Source organism: uncultured Serinicoccus sp. (genome assembly GCF_947500995.1).
In the GTDB taxonomy this organism is placed as follows: domain Bacteria; phylum Actinomycetota; class Actinomycetes; order Actinomycetales; family Dermatophilaceae; genus Ornithinicoccus.
The window spans coordinates 53,985-71,227 of the sequence record NZ_CANMUA010000008.1 but is presented as its reverse complement, the minus strand read 5'-3'; the positions used below and the strand labels follow the sequence as shown (position 1 = coordinate 71,227).

Genomic DNA, 17,243 nt, shown 5'->3' with positions numbered 1-17,243 from the left:
CGTCGCGGCTCAGAGGGTGACGACCCACTCGGCGTAGAACAGCCCCAGCCCGGCGGCGACGCAGATGCCGGCGACGATCCAGAAGCGGATGACGATGGTGATCTCGGCCCACCCCAGCAGCTCGAAGTGGTGGTGCAGCGGGGCCATGCGGAAGACGCGTCGGCCGGTCGTCTTGAAGCTGATGACCTGGATGATGACCGAGGCCGTGATGATGACGAACAGCCCGCCCAGGACCACGAGGAGCAGCTGGGTGTGGGTGAGGATCGCCATACCGGCCAGGGCCGCGCCCAGGGAGAGTGAGCCGGTGTCGCCCATGATGATGGCGGCGGGGGAGGCGTTCCACCACAGGAAGCCGGCGCAGGCCCCGGAGATCGCGGCGGCGACCACCGCCAGGTCCAGCGCGTTGCTGATGGAGTAGCAGTTGGACCCGGGCTCGATGCCGCAGGCCTGGTTGTGCTGCCACATGGCGATGACGACGTAGGCGCCGAAGACCATCGTGCACGCCCCGGTGGCGAGCCCGTCGAGGCCGTCGGTGATGTTGACCCCGTTGGACGCGCCGGTGATGAGCAGGTTGGACCACAGGAGGAAGAGGAGGAGCCCGACGACCGGGCCGGCGAAGGCGAGGTCGAGCGGGGTGTCGCGGACGAAGGAGATGGCGGTCGAGGCCGGGGAGCGGCCCTCCTCGTCCTCGACGAGCAGCGCGGCCAGGGCGAAGACGACCGTCACGAGCGTCTGGCCGACGAGCTTCTGGCCCGAGGTGAGCCCGAGGCTGCGCTCCTTGCGGATCTTGGTGTAGTCGTCGAAGAAGCCGATGACACCCAGCCCGGTGAGCAGGAAGAGCACGAGCAGCGCGTTGACCGAGATGGGGGTGGCGGTGACGTCCAGCAGCCCCGTGAGGTCGAGGAGCAGGACGGCGCCGTGCGAGCCGAAGTAGCCCACGAGGGCCGCCCCGATGATGACCGCCCCACCCATCGTGGGCTTGCCCCGCTTGACGTGGTGGTGGGTGAGGTCGTCCCGGATGAACTGGCCGTAGCTGCGCCGGACGAGGAAGCGGATGAACAGCGGCGTGCACAGCAGCGCGAGCAGCATCGCGAGCCCGCCGGCGAGCATGACGTTGACCATCGAGTCCCTTCCTGCCCGCTCCCGCCGGCCCGGTCGGGCCGTGGGCGACCCAGCCGGACCACTCTAGACCCGCGGTGACCGCTCGCCCCGGGAGCTCGCCAGGCGCGCCGCGGCCGCTAGCCGATGAGGATGCCGGCGATCGCCGCGCTCATGAGGTTGGCCAGGGTGGCCGCGAGGATGGCCCGGATGCCCAGCTGGGCGATCTCGTGACGACGGTCCTTGATGAGGCCGCCCAGGCCGCCGAGCAGGATGCCGAGCGAGCCGAGGTTGGCGAAGCCGGTGAGCGCGAAGGTGACGATCGCCGCGGTCTTCGGGCTGAACTCGTCGATGACCGGCGCGAAGTTGGAGAAGGCCACGAACTCGTTGACGACGACCTTCTGGCCGACGAAGCTGCCGGCGCTCGTCGCCTCGCTCCAGGGGACCCCGATGACGGTCATGAGCGGGGCGAAGACGTAGCCGAGGATCTGCTCGAAGGTGAGGTCGGGCGCACCGAACCACCCGCCGACCGCGCCGATGAGCAGGTTGACCAGCGCGATGAGGGAGATGAAGGCCAGCAGCATCGCGCCGATGTTGAGCGCGAGCTTGAGCCCGTCCGCGGCGCCCGAGGCGGCGGCGTCGATGACGTTGCGGTACTCCGTTCCCTCCAGCTCGTCGTCGTCGTCCACCTCGGCCGCCGCCGTGCCCGCGTCGTCCTCGTCGCCGGCCGTCGTCGCGTCCTCGTCGGCCTTCTCGTCCGGCGGCACGTCGTCGACCTCCTCCGGCAGCACGAGCTTGGCCATGAGCAGGGCACCGGGCGCCGCCATGAAGGAGGCGGCGATGAGGTACTCCAGCGGGGCGCCGAGGAGGGAGTAGCCGACGAGCACCGACCCGGCCACGGTCGACAGGCCGCCCACCATGACCGCGAAGAGACCGGACTTCGTCAGACCGCCCAGGTAGGGGCGGATGACCAGCGGCGCCTCGGTCTGGCCGACGAAGATGTTGGCCGCCGCGTTGACCGACTCCGCCTTGCGGGTGCCGAGCGCCCAGCCGAGCGCCGAACCGAGGCGCTCGACGACGAACTGCAGGATCTTGAAGTGGTAGAGCACCGCGGTGAGCGAGGCGAAGAAGATGATGACCGGAAGCACCTGGAAGGCGAAGACCGAGCCGGCGTCCTCGCCCTGCGGCAGCACCGGCCCGAAGAGGAACTCGATGCCGGCGTTGGCGGAGTTGATGATCGCCTGCACGCCCAGCGACACCTGCTCGAGGGCCCGCTGGCCCCAGGACCAGTAGAGGACGAGGACGCCGAAGACGACCTGGATGGTCAGCGCCGCCAGCACGGTGCGCCATCGCACCGCCCGTCGGTTCGTCGAGAGCAGCAGGGCCAGCCCGATGAGTGCTGCCATGCCGCCGATGCCCCAGAGCACATCCATGCTGGACCTCCCGGTATGCGTCGTCGCAGGTGTGCGGCGACCGTATCGCGCCGGGTGGGGCCGGGACGACGCGGAGGGGCCGGGCGCCGCGCCGGGGCACGGCAGCGCTGCGGCGCAGGGACCGTCAGGGCGTGCGGTGACCCAGGCGGTCGGACAGCTCCCGAGCGCAGGACCGCACCTGCCGGACGAGGCCGGTGACGTCCACGTCGTCGTCGGCCGGGTAGGTGACGGCGACTCCGGCCACGGGGTGGCCGGAGTGGTCCCGCACCGCCGAGGCGACGGATGCCAGACCGGGCGTCACGAGGCCGTCCTCGACGGCATACCCCCTGGCGCGGGTGGCGACGAGCTCGCGACGGAGCTCGACGAGGGAGCGCGGGCCGGTGCCGTGGCGCTGCACGAAGGCCTCGCGCGAGGGGAAGAGCGCGCGCGCCTGGGCCTCCGGGAGCGCGGCGAGGATGGCCAGGCCGCTGGCGGTGAGGGTCGCCGGAAGCCGGACCCCGACGTCGGTGACGAGCGAGGGCCGGCCGGCGACCCGCTCCTCGACGACGTAGAGGACGTCCGGGCCGTGCAGCACCGCGAGGTGGGCGTTGTGCCGCGACGCGTCCGCGAGCCGGGCCAGCCGGGGCCGGGCCAGGCGCTGCAGCGGCGCCTGCCGGGTGTAGGCCGAGCCCAGCTCGTAGGCCGCGACCCCCAGGCCGTAGCGCCGCTCCTCGGGCAGGTGCACGGCATACCCCTGCTCCACGAGGACGGTGAGCAGGTGGTAGGTCGTGGACCGGGGCAGCCCCAGCTCGCGGGCGATCGTCGCCGCCGCGACCGGCGTCGCGTGCCGGGCGAGCAGGGTGAGGATGGCCAGGGCGTGCCCGGCGGCGGGGGCGTTGCCGGTGGCCATGAGCCTGAGGGTATGCGCCTACGCGTTCCCGCTCGCGCTCAGTCCTGCCCGGGCGCCCAGATGCGGTCGAGGTAGTCGCGCATGGAGCGGTCGGAGGAGAAGAACCCGCACCGGGCGACGTTGAGGATGGTCGAGCGGCTCCACCCCTCGGGGTCGGCGTAGGCCTGCTCCACGCGGTCCTGGGCGCCGAGGTAGGGCTGGAACCCGGCCAGCGCCATGAACGGGTCGTGGTTGAGGAGGTTGTCCAGCACCGCCGACACCGCGCTGGCGTCACCGCCGGTGAAGTGGCCGCTGCCGATGAGGTCGATGGTCGCCTTGAGCACCGGGTCCTGGTCGTAGTAGGCGCTGGGGACGTAGCCGTGCTGGCGCAGCTCGTCCACCTCCGGCTCGGTCATGCCGAAGAGGAAGAAGTGATCCTTCCCGACCAGGTCGAGGATCTCGACGTTGGCGCCGTCCAGGGTGCCGATGGTCAGGGCCCCGTTGAGCGCGAACTTCATGTTGCCCGTGCCCGAGGCCTCCTTGCCGGCCAGCGAGATCTGCTCGGACAGGTCGGCCGCGGGGATGACCTTCTCGGCGAGGGTGACGTTGTAGTTGGCCGGGAAGAGCACCTGCAGCCGGCCGTCCATCACCGGGTCGGTGTTGACCTTCGCGGCGACGGCGTTGATGAGGTAGATGATCTCCTTGGCCATGTGATAACCGGGGGCCGCCTTGGCGCCGAAGAGCACCGTGCGCGCGGTGACCTGCTCGACCGGGGTGCGGCCGGACAGGACGCCCTCGTAGACCGAGACGACGTGCAGCAGCTTGAGGGTCTGCCGCTTGTACTCGTGCAGCCGCTTGACCATGACGTCGAGCAGGTGGTCCTGGCGCAGATCGACGCCGTCGCGCACCCGCAGCAGGTCGCCGAGGCGCGCCTTGTTGGCGGCCTTGACGTCCCGGAACCGCTGCCGGAACTCGGGGTCGTCGGCATACGGCTCCAGCTCGCGCAGCCGGTCCAGGTCGGTCACCCAGCCGTCACCGATGGTGTCGGTGATGAGCGAGGAGAGCTTGCGGTTGGCCAGCCGCAGGAAGCGGCGCGGCGTGATGCCGTTGGTGACGTTGGTGAACTTCTCCGGCCACATGGCGTTGAAGTCGGGCAGCACGTCGTCGCGCAGCAGCTGGCTGTGCAGCTCGGCGACCCCGTTCACCTTGGCGCCGGCCACGGTCGCGAGGTAGGCCATGCGCACGGCCCGCTGCGGCTGCTCGGCGATGATCGACATCCGGCGGATGCGGCCCTCGTCACCGGGGAAGGCCTCGCGCACCTCGAGCAGGAACTCCTCGTTGATGCGGTAGATGATCTGCAGGTGGCGCGGCAGCAGCCGGCCCAGGAGCTCGACCGGCCACACCTCGAGCGCCTCCGGCAGCAGGGTGTGGCAGGTGTAGGCGAAGCACCGCCGGGTGATGCCCCAGGCCTCGTCCCAGTCGATGCCCTTCTCGTCGACGAGGATCCGCATGAGCTCGGGCACCGCGATGACCGGGTGGGTGTCGTTGAGCTGGAAGATGATCCGCTCGGGCAGCCGGTGCAGGTCGAAGTCGCGGGGCAGGGTGTTCTCGATGAAGTCGCGCAGCGAGCACGCGACGAAGAAGTACTGCTGCTGCAGCCGCAGCTCCTTGCCCTGCGGGGTGGAGTCGTCGGGGTAGAGCACCTTGGAGATGTTCTCCGCGAAGATCTCGGCGCGGGAGGCCTGCGCGTAGTCGCCACGGTTGAAGGTCTGCAGGTCGAAGGCCTGGTTGGCCTCGGCGCTCCACAGGCGCAGGGTGTTGACGACGCCGTTGCGGAAGCCGGGCACCATGTAGTGGTAGGGGACGCCGCGGACCTGCCAGGCCGGGGCCCAGCGGGTGCGCTCCCGGCCCTGGTCGTCGGTGTACGTCTCGGTGTGCCCGGCGAAGCCGACCTGCACGGCGCGCTCGGGGTGCGGGAACTCCCACGGGCTGCCGAGCCGCAGCCAGCTGTCCGGCTCCTCGACCTGACGGTGGTCGACGAAGGTCTGGCGGAAGATGCCGTACTCGTAGCGGATGCCGTAGCCGATGCAGGCGACGTCCATCGTGGCCAGGGAGTCGACGAAGCACGCGGCGAGGCGCCCGAGGCCCCCGTTGCCGAGGCCGGGCTCGACCTCCTGGCCGCGCACGGCCGCCATGTCGATCCCGCACCGCTCCATCGCCTGGTCGGCGACGTCCTGCAGATCGCTGGCCAGCAGGTTGTTGCCGAGCTGACGGCCGAGGAGGTACTCCGCGGAGAGGTAGCCGACGACCCGGGTCTCCTCCTTGCGGCGGCGGTGGCCGGTCTCCAGCCACGAGGCCATGAGGTAGGAGCGCACGGTCCGCGCCAGCGCCATGTACTGGTCGTTGATGGTCGACTGCGACAGCTTGACGCCCTGACCGAAGTTGAGCTGGTCGAGGAACTCGCGCACGAAGCCGTCGACGGTGGCCGGCGGGGAGGTCACCGGGCCGGTCGCGAGCTCGTGCGTGGCCTCGAAGCTCGGGCCCCGCCGGTTGGCGTCGGCGGACGGGCTCTCGTCGGTGATCACAGGCTGCGGGTGCGTGGAGGTCACGAGTCGTAAGGGTAGGGCCTCGGGGGTTGCGGGGCATACCTCGCGTCAAGCGCGTGTTGGCAGCGAGAGTCCTGAGCATCGCACCCGACACCGGAGGTTCTCACCCGTGACCACTGCCGACCAGACCGCCCCCGCCCGTGAGGTCCGCCTCGTCGCCCGCCCGCACGGCTGGCCCGAGCCGTCCGACTTCGAGCTCGCCACCAGCGAGCTGCCCGAGCTCGGCGACGGCCAGATCCGGGTGCGCAACGAGCTCATCTCCGTCGACCCCTACATGCGGGGCCGGATGAACGACACCCGGTCCTACGTCGCGCCCTTCGAGCTGGGCCGGGCGATGGAGGGCGGCGCCGTGGGCGTCGTCCAGGAGTCCCGCGCGCCGGGGTATGCCGTGGGTGACCACGTGCTGCACCAGCTCGGCTGGCGCGAGGAGGCGGTGGTGGACGCGGCCTCCGCGCGGGTCGTCGACACCGACGCCGCCCCGGCCTCGGCCTACCTCGGGGTGCTCGGGATGACCGGGCTCACCGCCTACGCCGGGCTGGTCCGGATCGCCCAGCTGCGCGAGGGCGACGTCGTCTTCGTCTCCGGGGCCGCCGGCGCCGTCGGCAGCGTGGCCGGTCAGATCGCCAAGGCCCTCGGCGCGGCCCGCGTCATCGGCAGCGCCGGCTCGCAGGAGAAGGTGGACCACCTCGTCGGCGACCTCGGCTTCGACGCGGCCTTCAACTACAAGGACGGCGACGTCGCCGCCCAGCTCGCCGAGCACGCGCCCGACGGGGTCGACGTCTACTTCGACAACGTCGGCGGCGACCACCTGGAGGCCGCCGTGGGGGCCCTGCGCCAGGGCGGGCGGATCGCCATCTGCGGCGCCATCTCCGGCTACAACGACACGGAGCCGGCGCCCGGCCCGCGCAACCTCGCGCGGCTCATCCAGGTGCGCGGCACGATGACCGGCTTCCTCGTCGCCGACCACCAGGACCTCGCGGGCGAGTTCGCCGAGCGCGCCGCCGGGTGGCTCTCCTCCGGGCAGCTGCGGTCGCGCGAGACCGTCGTCGAGGGCATCGACCACGCGGTCGACGCCTTCCTCGGCCTCCTGCGCGGCGACAACACCGGCAAGATGCTCGTGCGCGTCTGAGTCCGCTACCGCCCGGATCCGCCGGGTAGGGGGGCGCAGCCGCGACGCGCCTCAGGTATGCCGTCGCGCGGCCCTCCGGGCGGACGCCGGCACCAGCACCTCGAACCGCTCGAGGACCACGAGGGTGTCGTCGTCGACCGGCTCGCCGTGCGGCGCGGTGGCGGCGAAGGCCTCGCGGTGGACGGCCCGCCACTGCTCGAGGCTCTCGTCGCCCTCGCCCTCCAGCCGGGCGTGCTCCTCGGTGACGTCGGCGAAGCGGCACACCTCCACGTCGGTGATCCGCACCAGGGCCCGAGGCTGGCCCGACCCGTCGAGGATGATCGACAGCAGGCCCGGCTCGGGCAGGGCCAGGTCGAGGCCGACCCGGGCCCGGGTGAGGGTGTCGCCGGGTGTGTCGTCGACGGGTCCGGCCCCCCGCTGCCGCGCCTCCTCCTCGTAGTCGCGGTAGGCGCTCGCGGTCGCGGTCTTGCGGCCGTCCAGGACGAGCTCGAGCAGCCGGTCCGCGGTGGTCGGGTCGTCCTCGTCACCGAAGCTCCACGCCGGGGGCGGGAGGGTGTCGCTCACCTGCCCCCCGGCATACACCTCGATGCGGTTGAGCTTGCCGCGGATGCGCGCGTCGGCCCAGAAGGCCGCGATCGCGCGGTCGCGCCGGCTCTGCTCCTGGTCGGTCGGTGTCGGCTCGTCCACACCGCCCACCCTAGGCTCTGCGGGTGTGAGGCCCTTCCTGCTGCTCGGCACGCGCGCCGAGGACGACGCCGCGGACGACGAGTACGCCGGGTTCCTGCGCTACGCCGGCCTGGCGGAGGCCGAGCTGCACCGGGTGCGGGTCGAGGCGGCGCCGCTGCCGGCGGTCGACCTCGAGGCCTACAGCGGGATCGTCCTGGGCGGCAGCCCGTTCAACGCCTCCGACGAGCACAAGGGGGAGGTGCAGCAGCGGGTCGAGCGCGACCTGGCGGCGCTGGTCCGCCGGGTGGTCGAGGCGGACGTGCCGTTCCTGGGGGCGTGCTACGGGATCGGCCTGCTGGGGCTGGCCTGCGGAGGGACGGTCGACCGCAGGTACGGCGAGGCGCCGGCGGCGGTGGAGGTCTCGCTCACCGAGCAGGGCCGGGCCGACCCGCTGCTCGCGGGTATGCCGGACCCGTTCCACGCGATCGTCGGCCACAAGGAGGCCTGCGCCGTCCTGCCGCCGGGGGCCGTGCTGCTCGCCTCCTCGGCGGGCTGCCCGACGCAGATGTTCCGGATCGGGCGGCATGTCTACGCCACGCAGTTCCACCCCGAGCTGGACGCGGAGTCGCTGGAGCGCCGGCTGCACATCTACGCCGGGCACGGCTACTGCGAGCCCGAGGAGGTCGCGCCCATCGTGGCCCAGGCGAGGTCGGTGGACCTCGGGCCCGTCCGGGGCCTGCTGCCCGCCTTCGTCGAGCGCTTCGGGCGCCCGACCGCGACCTGAGCAGAGAGAACCGCCCGAGGCAGGGGGTGCACCACCTGCGTCGGGCATCCTTCTCTGCTCAGGTCCCCTCGGGGGTGGGCCGGCGTGACCCGCGCGGCATGGAGTCCGGGATCTGAGACACCGAGGCGCCGGAGGCTGGTGACGCGGCGGGCCGGCAGCGGCTTAATGGTGTGCATGAGCCGCCTTCCCGAACCCGACAGCCCGACCGAGGTGGTCGCCAGCGTCGGCCCGTTGTCGCTCACCGAGGTCGTGGCCGTCGCCCGGCACGGTGCCCGCGTCACCCTGTCCGACGAGGCCGCCGAGGGCATCACCGCCACCCGCCGCATCATCGAGGAGCTGGCCGGCGACAGCCGGCCGCACTACGGCATCTCGACAGGCTTCGGCGCGCTCGCCACGACGAGCATCCCGCCGCAGAAGCGCGCGCAGCTCCAACGCAGCCTGGTCCGCAGCCACGCCGCGGGCTCGGGCCCGGAGGTGGAGCGCGAGGTGACCCGGGCCCTCATGCTGCTCCGGCTCTCGACGCTGGCCACCGGCCGGACCGGCGTCCGGCTCGAGACCGCCCAGGCGTATGCCGCGCTCCTGAACGCCGGCATCACCCCGGTCGTGCGCGAGCACGGCTCCCTCGGGTGCTCGGGCGACCTCGCCCCGCTGGCCCACTGCGCGCTCGCCGTCATGGGCGAGGGCATGGTGCGGGTCGGCCCGGCCGCGGGCGCCGACCACGCCACCTGGACGCAGACGCCCCAGGAGCTGCTCCCGGCCGGGGAGGCCCTGGCCCGCGCGGGCATCGCGCCCGTCGAGCTGGCCGAGAAGGAGGGGCTGGCCCTCATCAACGGCACCGACGGCATGCTGGGGATGCTCGTCCTCGCCCTCCACGACCTCGGCACCCTGCTCACCACCGCGGACGTCGCCGCCGCCATGAGCGTCGAGGGCCAGCTCGGGACCGACGACGTCTTCGCCGCCGACCTGCAGGCCCTGCGCCCGCACCCCGGCCAGGCCCGCTCCGCCGAGAACCTGCGCGCCCTGCTGAGCGGCAGCGCGATCCGGGAGTCCCACCGCACGGAGGCGTGCACCCGCGTCCAGGACGCCTACTCCCTGCGCTGCTCGCCGCAGGTGCACGGCTCGGCCCGCGACACCTGCGGGTATGCCCGCACCGTCGCCGACCACGAGCTCGCCGCCGCCGTCGACAACCCGGTCGTGACCCTCGACGGGCGGGTGGAGTCCAACGGCAACTTCCACGGCGCCCCCGTCGCGCACGTGCTGGACTTCCTCGCGATCGTGGCCGCGGACGTCGCCGGGATCAGCGAGCGGCGCACCGACCGCTTCCTCGACGTGGCCCGCAGCCACGGACTCCCGCCCTTCCTCGCCGACGACCCCGGCACCGACAGCGGGCTGATGATCGCGCAGTACACCCAGGCCGCCCTCGTCGCCGAGCTGAAGCGGCTCGCCGCCCCGGCGAGCGTGGACTCCATACCCTCCTCGGCCATGCAGGAGGACCACGTGAGCATGGGCTGGGGGGCCGCCCGCAAGCTGCGCCGCGCCGTCGACGCCCTCGCCCGGGTCGTGGCGATCGAGGTGCTCACCGCCGCCCGCGCCCTCGACCTGCGCGCCCCGCTCGCGCCCGCCCCCGCCACCGCCGCCGTCGTGGCGCTGCTCCGCGGATCCGGGGTCGAGGGCCCCGGCCCAGACCGCCAGCTCAGCCCGGAGATCGAGACCGTCATCGACCTCGTGCTCGACGGCCGCGTCCGCGCCGCCGCCGAGCGGGTCACCGGGCTGCTCAGCTGACCGCACACCGCCACGTCGAAGGAGACCACCATGGAAGGCGCCCGCCCCGTCCGCGCACCCCGCGGCACCCAGCTCACCGCACGTTCCTGGGCCACCGAGGCCCCGCTGCGGATGCTCATGAACAACCTGGACCCCGAGGTCGCCGAGCGCCCGGACGACCTCGTCGTCTACGGCGGCACCGGCCGCGCGGCTCGCGACTGGAGCAGTTTCGACGCCATGGTCCGCACCCTCACCGACCTGCGCGAGGACGAGACCATGCTGGTCCAGTCCGGCCGCCCGGTCGGAGTGATGCAGACGCATGAATGGGCGCCGCGGGTGCTCATCGCCAACTCCAACCTCGTCGGTGACTGGGCGACGTGGCCGGAGTTCCGCCGGCTCGAGCAGCTCGGGCTGACGATGTACGGCCAGATGACCGCCGGGTCGTGGATCTACATCGGCACCCAAGGCATCCTCCAGGGCACCTACGAGACCTTCGCGGCGGTCGCCGCCAAGAGGTTCGCCGGGACGCTGGCCGGCACCCTCACGCTCACCGGCGGCTGCGGGGGGATGGGCGGTGCGCAGCCGCTCGCGGTCACCCTCAACGGCGGGGTATGCCTCGTCGTGGACGTCGACGAGGCGCGGCTGCGGCGTCGGGTCCGGTCCCGCTACCTGGACGAGGTCGCCGACTCCCTCGACGCCGGGGTGGAGCGGGTGCTCGCGGCCAAGGGCGCTCGCGAGGCCCTCTCGGTCGGTGTCGTCGGCAACGCCGCGGAGGTGTTCCCCGAGCTGCTGCGCCGGGGCGTCGACATCGACGTCGTCACCGACCAGACCTCCGCGCACGACCCGCTGTCCTACCTGCCGACGGGCATCGACCTGGCCGACTGGCAGGACTACGCGCAGAAGAAGCCCGAGGAGTTCACCGACCGGGCCCAGGAGTCGATGGCCCGGCACGTCGAGGCGATGGTCGGGTTCCTGGACGAGGGCGCCGAGGTCTTCGACTACGGCAACTCCATCCGCGACGAGGCCCGCCAGGGCGGCTACGACCGGGCGTTCGACTTCCCCGGGTTCGTGCCGGCCTACATCCGGCCGCTGTTCTGCGAGGGCAAGGGCCCGTTCCGGTGGGCCGCCCTCTCCGGTGACCCGAAGGACATTGCCGCCACCGACCGGGCCGTCATGGACCTCTTCCCCGACAACGACCACCTGCAGAAGTGGCTCCGCGGCGCCCAGGACAAGGTGTCCTTCGAGGGGCTGCCTGCGCGGATCTGCTGGCTCGGCTACGGGGAGCGGGACCGGGCCGGCGTGCGCTTCAACGACATGGTCGCCTCCGGGGAGGTCAGCGCCCCGCTCGTCATCGGCCGCGACCACCTCGACTGCGGCTCGGTGGCCAGTCCCTACCGGGAGACCGAGGCGATGGCCGACGGCTCGGACGCTATCGCCGACTGGCCGCTGCTCAACGCCATGGTCAACACCGCGTCCGGGGCGTCCTGGGTGTCGATCCACCACGGCGGCGGCGTCGGCATCGGGCGCTCGCTGCACGCCGGGCAGGTCAGCGTCGCGGACGGCACCGACCTGGCCCGGCGCAAGCTCGAGCGGGTCCTCACCAACGACCCGGGGATGGGAGTCATCCGGCACGTCGACGCCGGCTACGACCGCGCCGACGAGGTCGCCGCCGAGCGTGGCGTGCGGGTGCCCATGCGGGAGGGGGAGTGAGATGAGCACCGAGACCGGGGGCGTCGTCGCGCCCGAGCGGGCCCCGATGTGGAAGTTCTTCGTCTACTCCGCCATCGGCGTCCTCATGTTCTTCGTGCCCGTCACCCTCGGTGGCCGCAGCACCATCCCGCTGGACCACGTCGTGTCCTGGCTGCGGGAGGCGGTCCCGGCCGTCCTGCCGTGGTACGCCCTCGCGCTCATCCTCGCCGGCGCCGTGCAGCCGTGGGTCACCGGCAGCTGGCGGCGCAGCACGACCGACCTCGTCTTCTCGGCGGCCCGCGTCGTGGGGCTGGTCGTCGGCGTCATGCTTGTCCTCGGCGTCGGTCCGGCCTGGCTCTTCGCCGACGGCATGGGCCCGTTCCTGCTGGACGCGCTGGTCGTCCCCGTGGGCCTGCTGGTGCCGATCGGGGCGATCTTCCTGGCGCTGCTCACCGGCTACGGGCTCATGGAGTTCATCGGGGTGCTGGCTCGACCGGTCATGCGCCCCGTCTTCCGGACCCCGGGCCGCTCGGCCATCGACGCGGTCGCCAGCTTCGTCGGGTCCTACTCCCTGGCCCTGCTCATCACGAACCGGGTCTACCTGGAGGGGAAGTACTCGCGTCGCGAGGCGATGGTCATCGCGACGGGCTTCTCGACCGTGTCGGCGACCTTCATGATCGTCGTGGCGAACGCCCTCGACCTCATGCAGCACTGGTCGCTCTACTTCTGGTCCACCCTGCTCATCACCTTCGTCGTGACCGCCGTCACCGTCCGCATCCCACCGCTGGGCCGGATGCCGGACGAGACGGCGCCCGGCGTCGAGGCGCGCCCCGAGCGCGAGGTCGAGGGCAGCCGGGTCGCCGCCGCGTGGGACGAGGCACGGCATACCGTCGCCGCGGACCCGGGCATCGGCCGGGTGGTCGCCTCGACCTTCGTCGACGGGGTGAAGATGGCCATGGCGATCCTGCCGAGCATCCTGTCGATCGGGCTGCTGGGGCTGGTGCTGGCGGAGTACACCCCGTTGTTCGACTGGCTGGGGTACCTCTTCTACCCGATCACCTGGGCGCTGCAGATCCCGGAGCCGCTGCTCGTCGCCAAGGCCGCGGCGCTGGGCGTCTCCGAGATGTTCCTGCCGGCCGCGCTGGTCGCCGAGTCGGCGATGTCGGTGAAGTATGTCGTCGGCGTGGTCTGCGTCAGCCAGGTCATCTTCTTCTCGGCGATGGTCCCCTCGCTGGTCGGCACGCAGATCCCGGTGTCGATCCCGCGGCTGCTGGTGATCTGGTTCGAGCGGGTGGTGCTCAGCCTGGTCCTCGCCATCCCGGTGGGGCTGCTGCTGTTCTGACACGAGCGTCCCGTGGACGTCGTGACCGTGGCCGACTCCCACGGGACGCTGAGCACGGCGTAGGTTCGGGACCATGACGTCACCAGAGGTCCAGCGGCTCGGGGCCGAGGAGTTCATCCTCCTCACCACCTTCCGGCGCAGCGGCGAGGGCGTGCCGACGCCGGTCTGGGTGGTGACGCTGCGCGACGGCGAGCGCATCGGGTTCTACACGACGATGGGCACCGGCAAGACCAAGCGCATGAGTCACACCCCGCGCGTGCTCGTGCAGCCGTGCTCGCGCGGCGGCACCCCGACACCCGGCACCCTCCCGGTGCAGGGCACCGCCGAGATGGTGCAGAGCGGGCCGGAGTTCGAGGAGGTCCAGGCCGGGGTGCGGGAGAAGTACGGCTGGCAGACGCGGGTGTTCCGCGTCCTCGGCACGCTCGCGAGCCGCCGCAAGAAGCTGAGCTACGGCGACGTAGTCGTGCTCGTCCGGCCCGAGGAGGACGTCGCCGCCTGACCGGCGGTGCGGCTGGGGACGACGGGGCCTGCCGCCCTCATCCGCCGGTGCCGCCGACCTCGGTCACCTCGGCGACCTGCGCGTCCAGGGCCCGCAGCGCGGCCTCGGCCTGCACGGTGACCGCGACGCCGTGGGCGCCGGCGCCGAGGGAGATGAGCCGCCCCGGGTCGCCGACCAGCGAGGCGTCGGCGACGACGGGCCAGGCCGTGGTCGAGCCGAACGGCGTGATCGTGCCGCGCTCGTAGCCCGTCGCCTCCCGTGCCGTCTCCGCGTCCGGCATGGAGAGCCGGTTGACCCCGAGCAGGGCGCGCAGCCTGGGCCAGGAGATCTCGCGGTCGCCGGGCACGAGGACGAAGAGGTGGTCGCCCTCGCCACGGCGCACGACCAGCGTCTTGACGATGTCGCGGGGCTCGACACCCCGGGCCCGGGCCGCCTCCTCCAGGCTCCCGACCCGACCGTGCCGGGTCACGGCATACTCCAGCCCGGCGGCCTCGACCGCCGCGACGGCGCGCTCCTCGCTCATGGTGCCCAGGGTATGCCGTCCGGCATCCGAGACTCCGGGGCTGCGGCGCCCCTGCCGCCCGGGCGTCGGCGCCCCTAGAGTCGGGCAGGTGAGCGACGCCGAGCACCTCCGGACCTTCGACCGCCTGTGGGCCGACCTCGACCGGGTCGGCCGGGTGGGGAGCGGGGGCTACCGCCGCTTCGTCTGGACCCGGGAGGACGCGCAGCTGCGGGAGTGGTTCGCCGGTGAGGCGGTCGCCCGCGGGCTGGACCTCGTGGAGGACCGCGTCGGCAACCAGTGGGCCTGGTGGTGGGACGGGCCCGGCAGCGTCGACGAGGCCGCGCGCTCCGGCCGTCGGGGAGTCGTCATCGGGTCGCACCTCGACTCGGTGCCCGACGGCGGCGCCTTCGACGGGCCGCTCGGGGTGGTCAGCTCGTTCGCCGCCCTGGACGCGCTGCGCGCCCAGGGGGTCCTCCCCGCCGTGCCGGTCGCCGTCGCGCACTTCGTCGACGAGGAGGGGGCCCGCTTCGGGATCGCCTGCGCCGGGTCCCGCGTGCTCACCGGGGCGCTGGACGCGGACCGGGCCAGGGCGCTGACCGACGTCGACGGCCTGACCTACGCCGAGGCCCTGGCGGCGGCCGGGCGGGACCCCGCGCAGCTCGGCCGCGACGAGGAGGCCCTATCCCGGGTCGGGTGCTTCGTCGAGCTGCACGTCGAGCAGGGCCGCGCGCTCGTCGACCTCGGCGCCCCGGTCGCGGTCGGCAGCGACATCTGGCCGCACGGACGCTGGCGTTTCGACTTCCCGGGGGAGGCCAACCACGCCGGCACCACGCTGCTGGAGGACCGTCAGGACGCGATGCTCGGGTATGCCGACCTCGTCCTCGGGGCCCGCGAGGCCGCCGGGCGCCGTGGGTGCGTCGCGACGGTGGGCAAGGTCGCCGTCACCCCGGGCGGGGTCAACGCCATCCCCTCCCACGTCACCGGCTGGCTCGATGCCCGCGGCGCCGACGAGGCGCAGGTCGAGGCGCTCGTCGCCGACCTCACCGAGGGCTCGGCCGCGGCGGGCGCCACGGTGACCCGCGAGTCGTGGACCCCCACCACCCGCTTCGACGCCGACCTCGCCGACCGGTTGCGCGGGGTGCTCGGCACCCGGGCCGAGCTGAGCGTGCCGGTGCTGGGGACCGGGGCGGGGCACGACGCCGGGATCCTCGCCGGGGCCGGGGTCCCGACGGCGATGCTCTTCGTGCGCAACCCCACCGGGGTGTCGCACAGCCCGGCCGAGCACGCCGAGCCCGACGACTGCCACGCGGGCGTGGACGCCCTCGCCGCGTGCGTGGCCGACCTCGTCGGTGAGCCGTCGTGAGCGGGCGCACCGCCTTCCACGCCGCCGCCGCGCACCTTCCCGACGGGGTGCGCCGCGACGTCCGGCTCGTCGTGGAGGCGGGGCGTCTCGTCGAGGTGGGCGACGGCATACCCGCGCAGGACGGTGACCACCGGCTGCCCGGCGTCGTCCTCCCCGGCCTCGCGAACGCGCACAGCCACGCCTTCCACCGGGCGCTGCGCGGGCGGACGCACGACGGCGGCGGGACGTTCTGGACGTGGCGCGAGCGGATGTATGCCGTGGCCGCGCGGCTCGACCCGGACTCCTACCTGGGGCTCGCGCGGGCGGTCTACGCCGAGATGGCGCTCGCCGGGATCACGGCGGTGGGGGAGTTCCACTACCTGCACCACGCACCGGGCGGCCGGCGCTACATGGATCCCAACGCCATGGGGCACGCGCTGGTGCAGGCTGCGGCGGACGCGGGCATCCGGCTGACGCTGCTCGACACGTGCTACCTCGCCGGCGGGCTGGACGGCGCGGGGTACGCCGAGCTGGAGGGTCCGCAGCTGCGCTTCGGCGACCTGGACGCGCAGGCGTGGGCGCTACGGGCGGAGGACCTGCGTGACCACACCGACGGCGGCCCGGCGCACCTGCGGGTCGGGGCGGCGATCCACTCGGTGCGGGCCGTGCCGCGGGACCAGCTGCGGGTCGTGGCCGACTGGGCGCGGGCGGACCAGGGTGCGGACGCCGCGGGCCGCCGCCGGGCGGCGGTGGACGGCGGGGCCGGGAGCGGGGCCGACCGGGCCGGGCGACCACTGCACCTGCACCTGTCCGAGCAGCCCGCCGAGAACGACGCCTGCCTCGCCGCGCACGGGCTCACCCCGACCGGGCTGCTCGCAGCGGAGGGGGTCCTCGGCCCGGACCTGTCCGCCGTGCACGCCACCCACCTCACCGGGGCCGATGTCGAGCTCCTGGGCCGGCACCGGGCCTGGGCCTGCTTCTGCCCCACGACCGAGCGCGACCTGGCCGACGGCATCGGCCCGGCGCGGGCGCTGCGGGAGGCCGGGGCCCGCCTGTCCCTCGGGTCCGACCAGCACGCCGTCGTCGACCTCGTCGAGGAGGCGCGGGCGCTGGAGATGCACGAGCGGCTCGCCACGCTGGAGCGCGGTCGTCTCGGCCCGGCCGACCTGCTGGCCGCCGCGACCGCGCACGAGAGCATCGGCTGGCCCGACGCGGGGCGCCTCGAGGTCGGTGCGCGGGCGGACCTCGTCGCCGTCCGTGACGACACCGTGCGGACGGCGGGCGCCGACGCCGCGCAGCTCCTGCTCGCGGCCGGCGCCGCCGACGTCGACACGGTGGTGGTGGGCGGCGCGGTCGTCGTCGAGGGCGGACGGCACCGCCTGGGCGACGTCGGCCGCCTGCTCGCCGACGCGATCGGCCCGCTGTGGCGGGACTGACCCGTGCCCGCCCTCCCCGCCCGCCCGGTGCAGGAGGGCGCGGGGCGGCGTGAGGTGCGAGCGGGACGACGCATGAGGAAACGACGCG

General features: G+C 73.4%; 14 protein-coding genes. 8 read left to right on the top strand and 6 right to left on the bottom strand.

Annotated elements, in window-relative coordinates; all coding sequences use genetic code 11:
- Positions 1-9: 9 nt before the first annotated feature.
- The 4 genes from mraY to Q0967_RS13050 all read right to left on the bottom strand — a co-directional run bounded on the left by mraY (position 10) and on the right by Q0967_RS13050 (position 5,900).
- On the bottom strand, positions 10-1,122 hold the full coding sequence (mraY, locus tag Q0967_RS13065) for a phospho-N-acetylmuramoyl-pentapeptide-transferase (RefSeq protein ID WP_298749894.1): 1,113 nt from the start codon (positions 1,120-1,122) through the stop codon (positions 10-12).
- A gap of 116 nt (positions 1,123-1,238) precedes the next feature.
- Positions 1,239-2,531 carry a NupC/NupG family nucleoside CNT transporter gene (locus Q0967_RS13060; protein WP_299450482.1) on the bottom strand — a complete coding sequence of 431 codons (1,293 nt, stop codon included), beginning with the start codon at positions 2,529-2,531 and terminating at the stop codon, positions 1,239-1,241.
- Between the two features lie 124 nt (positions 2,532-2,655).
- Positions 2,656-3,420, bottom strand: a complete 765-nt coding sequence (locus Q0967_RS13055) for an IclR family transcriptional regulator (RefSeq protein ID WP_299450479.1) — start codon at positions 3,418-3,420, stop codon at positions 2,656-2,658.
- Between the two features lie 38 nt (positions 3,421-3,458).
- A complete protein-coding gene (locus Q0967_RS13050) occupies positions 3,459-5,900 on the bottom strand; it encodes a glycogen/starch/alpha-glucan phosphorylase (RefSeq protein ID WP_299450632.1) in 2,442 nt (813 codons plus the stop codon).
- 214 nt (positions 5,901-6,114) lie between these two features.
- Between Q0967_RS13050 and Q0967_RS13045 the strand changes: the two genes are divergently transcribed.
- Positions 6,115-7,134 (top strand): NADP-dependent oxidoreductase, encoded by a 1,020-nt coding sequence (locus Q0967_RS13045; protein ID WP_299450476.1) that lies wholly within the window; start codon positions 6,115-6,117, stop codon positions 7,132-7,134.
- 51 nt (positions 7,135-7,185) lie between these two features.
- On the opposite strand, the gene Q0967_RS13040 is transcribed toward Q0967_RS13045, so the two are convergent.
- Positions 7,186-7,821 carry an ASCH domain-containing protein gene (locus Q0967_RS13040; RefSeq protein WP_299450473.1) on the bottom strand — a complete coding sequence of 212 codons (636 nt, stop codon included), beginning with the start codon at positions 7,819-7,821 and terminating at the stop codon, positions 7,186-7,188.
- A 25-nt stretch (positions 7,822-7,846) separates the two neighbouring features.
- Between Q0967_RS13040 and Q0967_RS13035 the strand changes: the two genes are divergently transcribed.
- From Q0967_RS13035 to Q0967_RS13015, 5 genes are all read left to right on the top strand, one after another.
- A complete protein-coding gene (locus tag Q0967_RS13035) occupies positions 7,847-8,584 on the top strand; it encodes a glutamine amidotransferase (RefSeq protein WP_299450470.1) in 738 nt (245 codons plus the stop codon).
- A gap of 174 nt (positions 8,585-8,758) precedes the next feature.
- Entirely contained in the window at positions 8,759-10,366 is a 1,608-nt protein-coding gene (gene hutH / locus Q0967_RS13030; protein ID WP_299450468.1) for a histidine ammonia-lyase, read from the top strand.
- A 30-nt stretch (positions 10,367-10,396) separates the two neighbouring features.
- Positions 10,397-12,055: a urocanate hydratase gene (gene hutU / locus Q0967_RS13025; protein ID WP_367181623.1), complete on the top strand. Its 1,659-nt coding sequence runs from the start codon at positions 10,397-10,399 to the stop codon at positions 12,053-12,055.
- Between the two features lies 1 nt (position 12,056).
- Positions 12,057-13,376, top strand: coding sequence for a YjiH family protein (locus tag Q0967_RS13020; RefSeq protein WP_299450466.1), 1,320 nt, complete (start codon positions 12,057-12,059; stop codon positions 13,374-13,376).
- A 73-nt stretch (positions 13,377-13,449) separates the two neighbouring features.
- Entirely contained in the window at positions 13,450-13,875 is a 426-nt protein-coding gene (locus Q0967_RS13015; RefSeq protein ID WP_299450463.1) for a PPOX class F420-dependent oxidoreductase, read from the top strand.
- Positions 13,876-13,912: 37 nt separating this feature from the next.
- On the opposite strand, the gene Q0967_RS13010 is transcribed toward Q0967_RS13015, so the two are convergent.
- The gene (locus Q0967_RS13010; RefSeq protein ID WP_298749874.1) at positions 13,913-14,398 is read right to left on the bottom strand and encodes an aminoacyl-tRNA deacylase; all 486 of its coding nucleotides are present in this window, start codon (positions 14,396-14,398) and stop codon (positions 13,913-13,915) included.
- An 88-nt stretch (positions 14,399-14,486) separates the two neighbouring features.
- On the opposite strand from Q0967_RS13010, the gene Q0967_RS13005 reads away from it, so the two are divergent.
- A complete protein-coding gene (locus tag Q0967_RS13005) occupies positions 14,487-15,740 on the top strand; it encodes an allantoate amidohydrolase (RefSeq protein ID WP_298749872.1) in 1,254 nt (417 codons plus the stop codon).
- Positions 15,737-17,155, top strand: a complete 1,419-nt coding sequence (locus Q0967_RS13000) for an amidohydrolase family protein (RefSeq protein ID WP_299450459.1) — start codon at positions 15,737-15,739, stop codon at positions 17,153-17,155. The genes Q0967_RS13005 and Q0967_RS13000 overlap by 4 nt, the downstream gene beginning before the upstream one ends.
- The last annotated feature ends 88 nt before the right edge of the window (positions 17,156-17,243 follow it).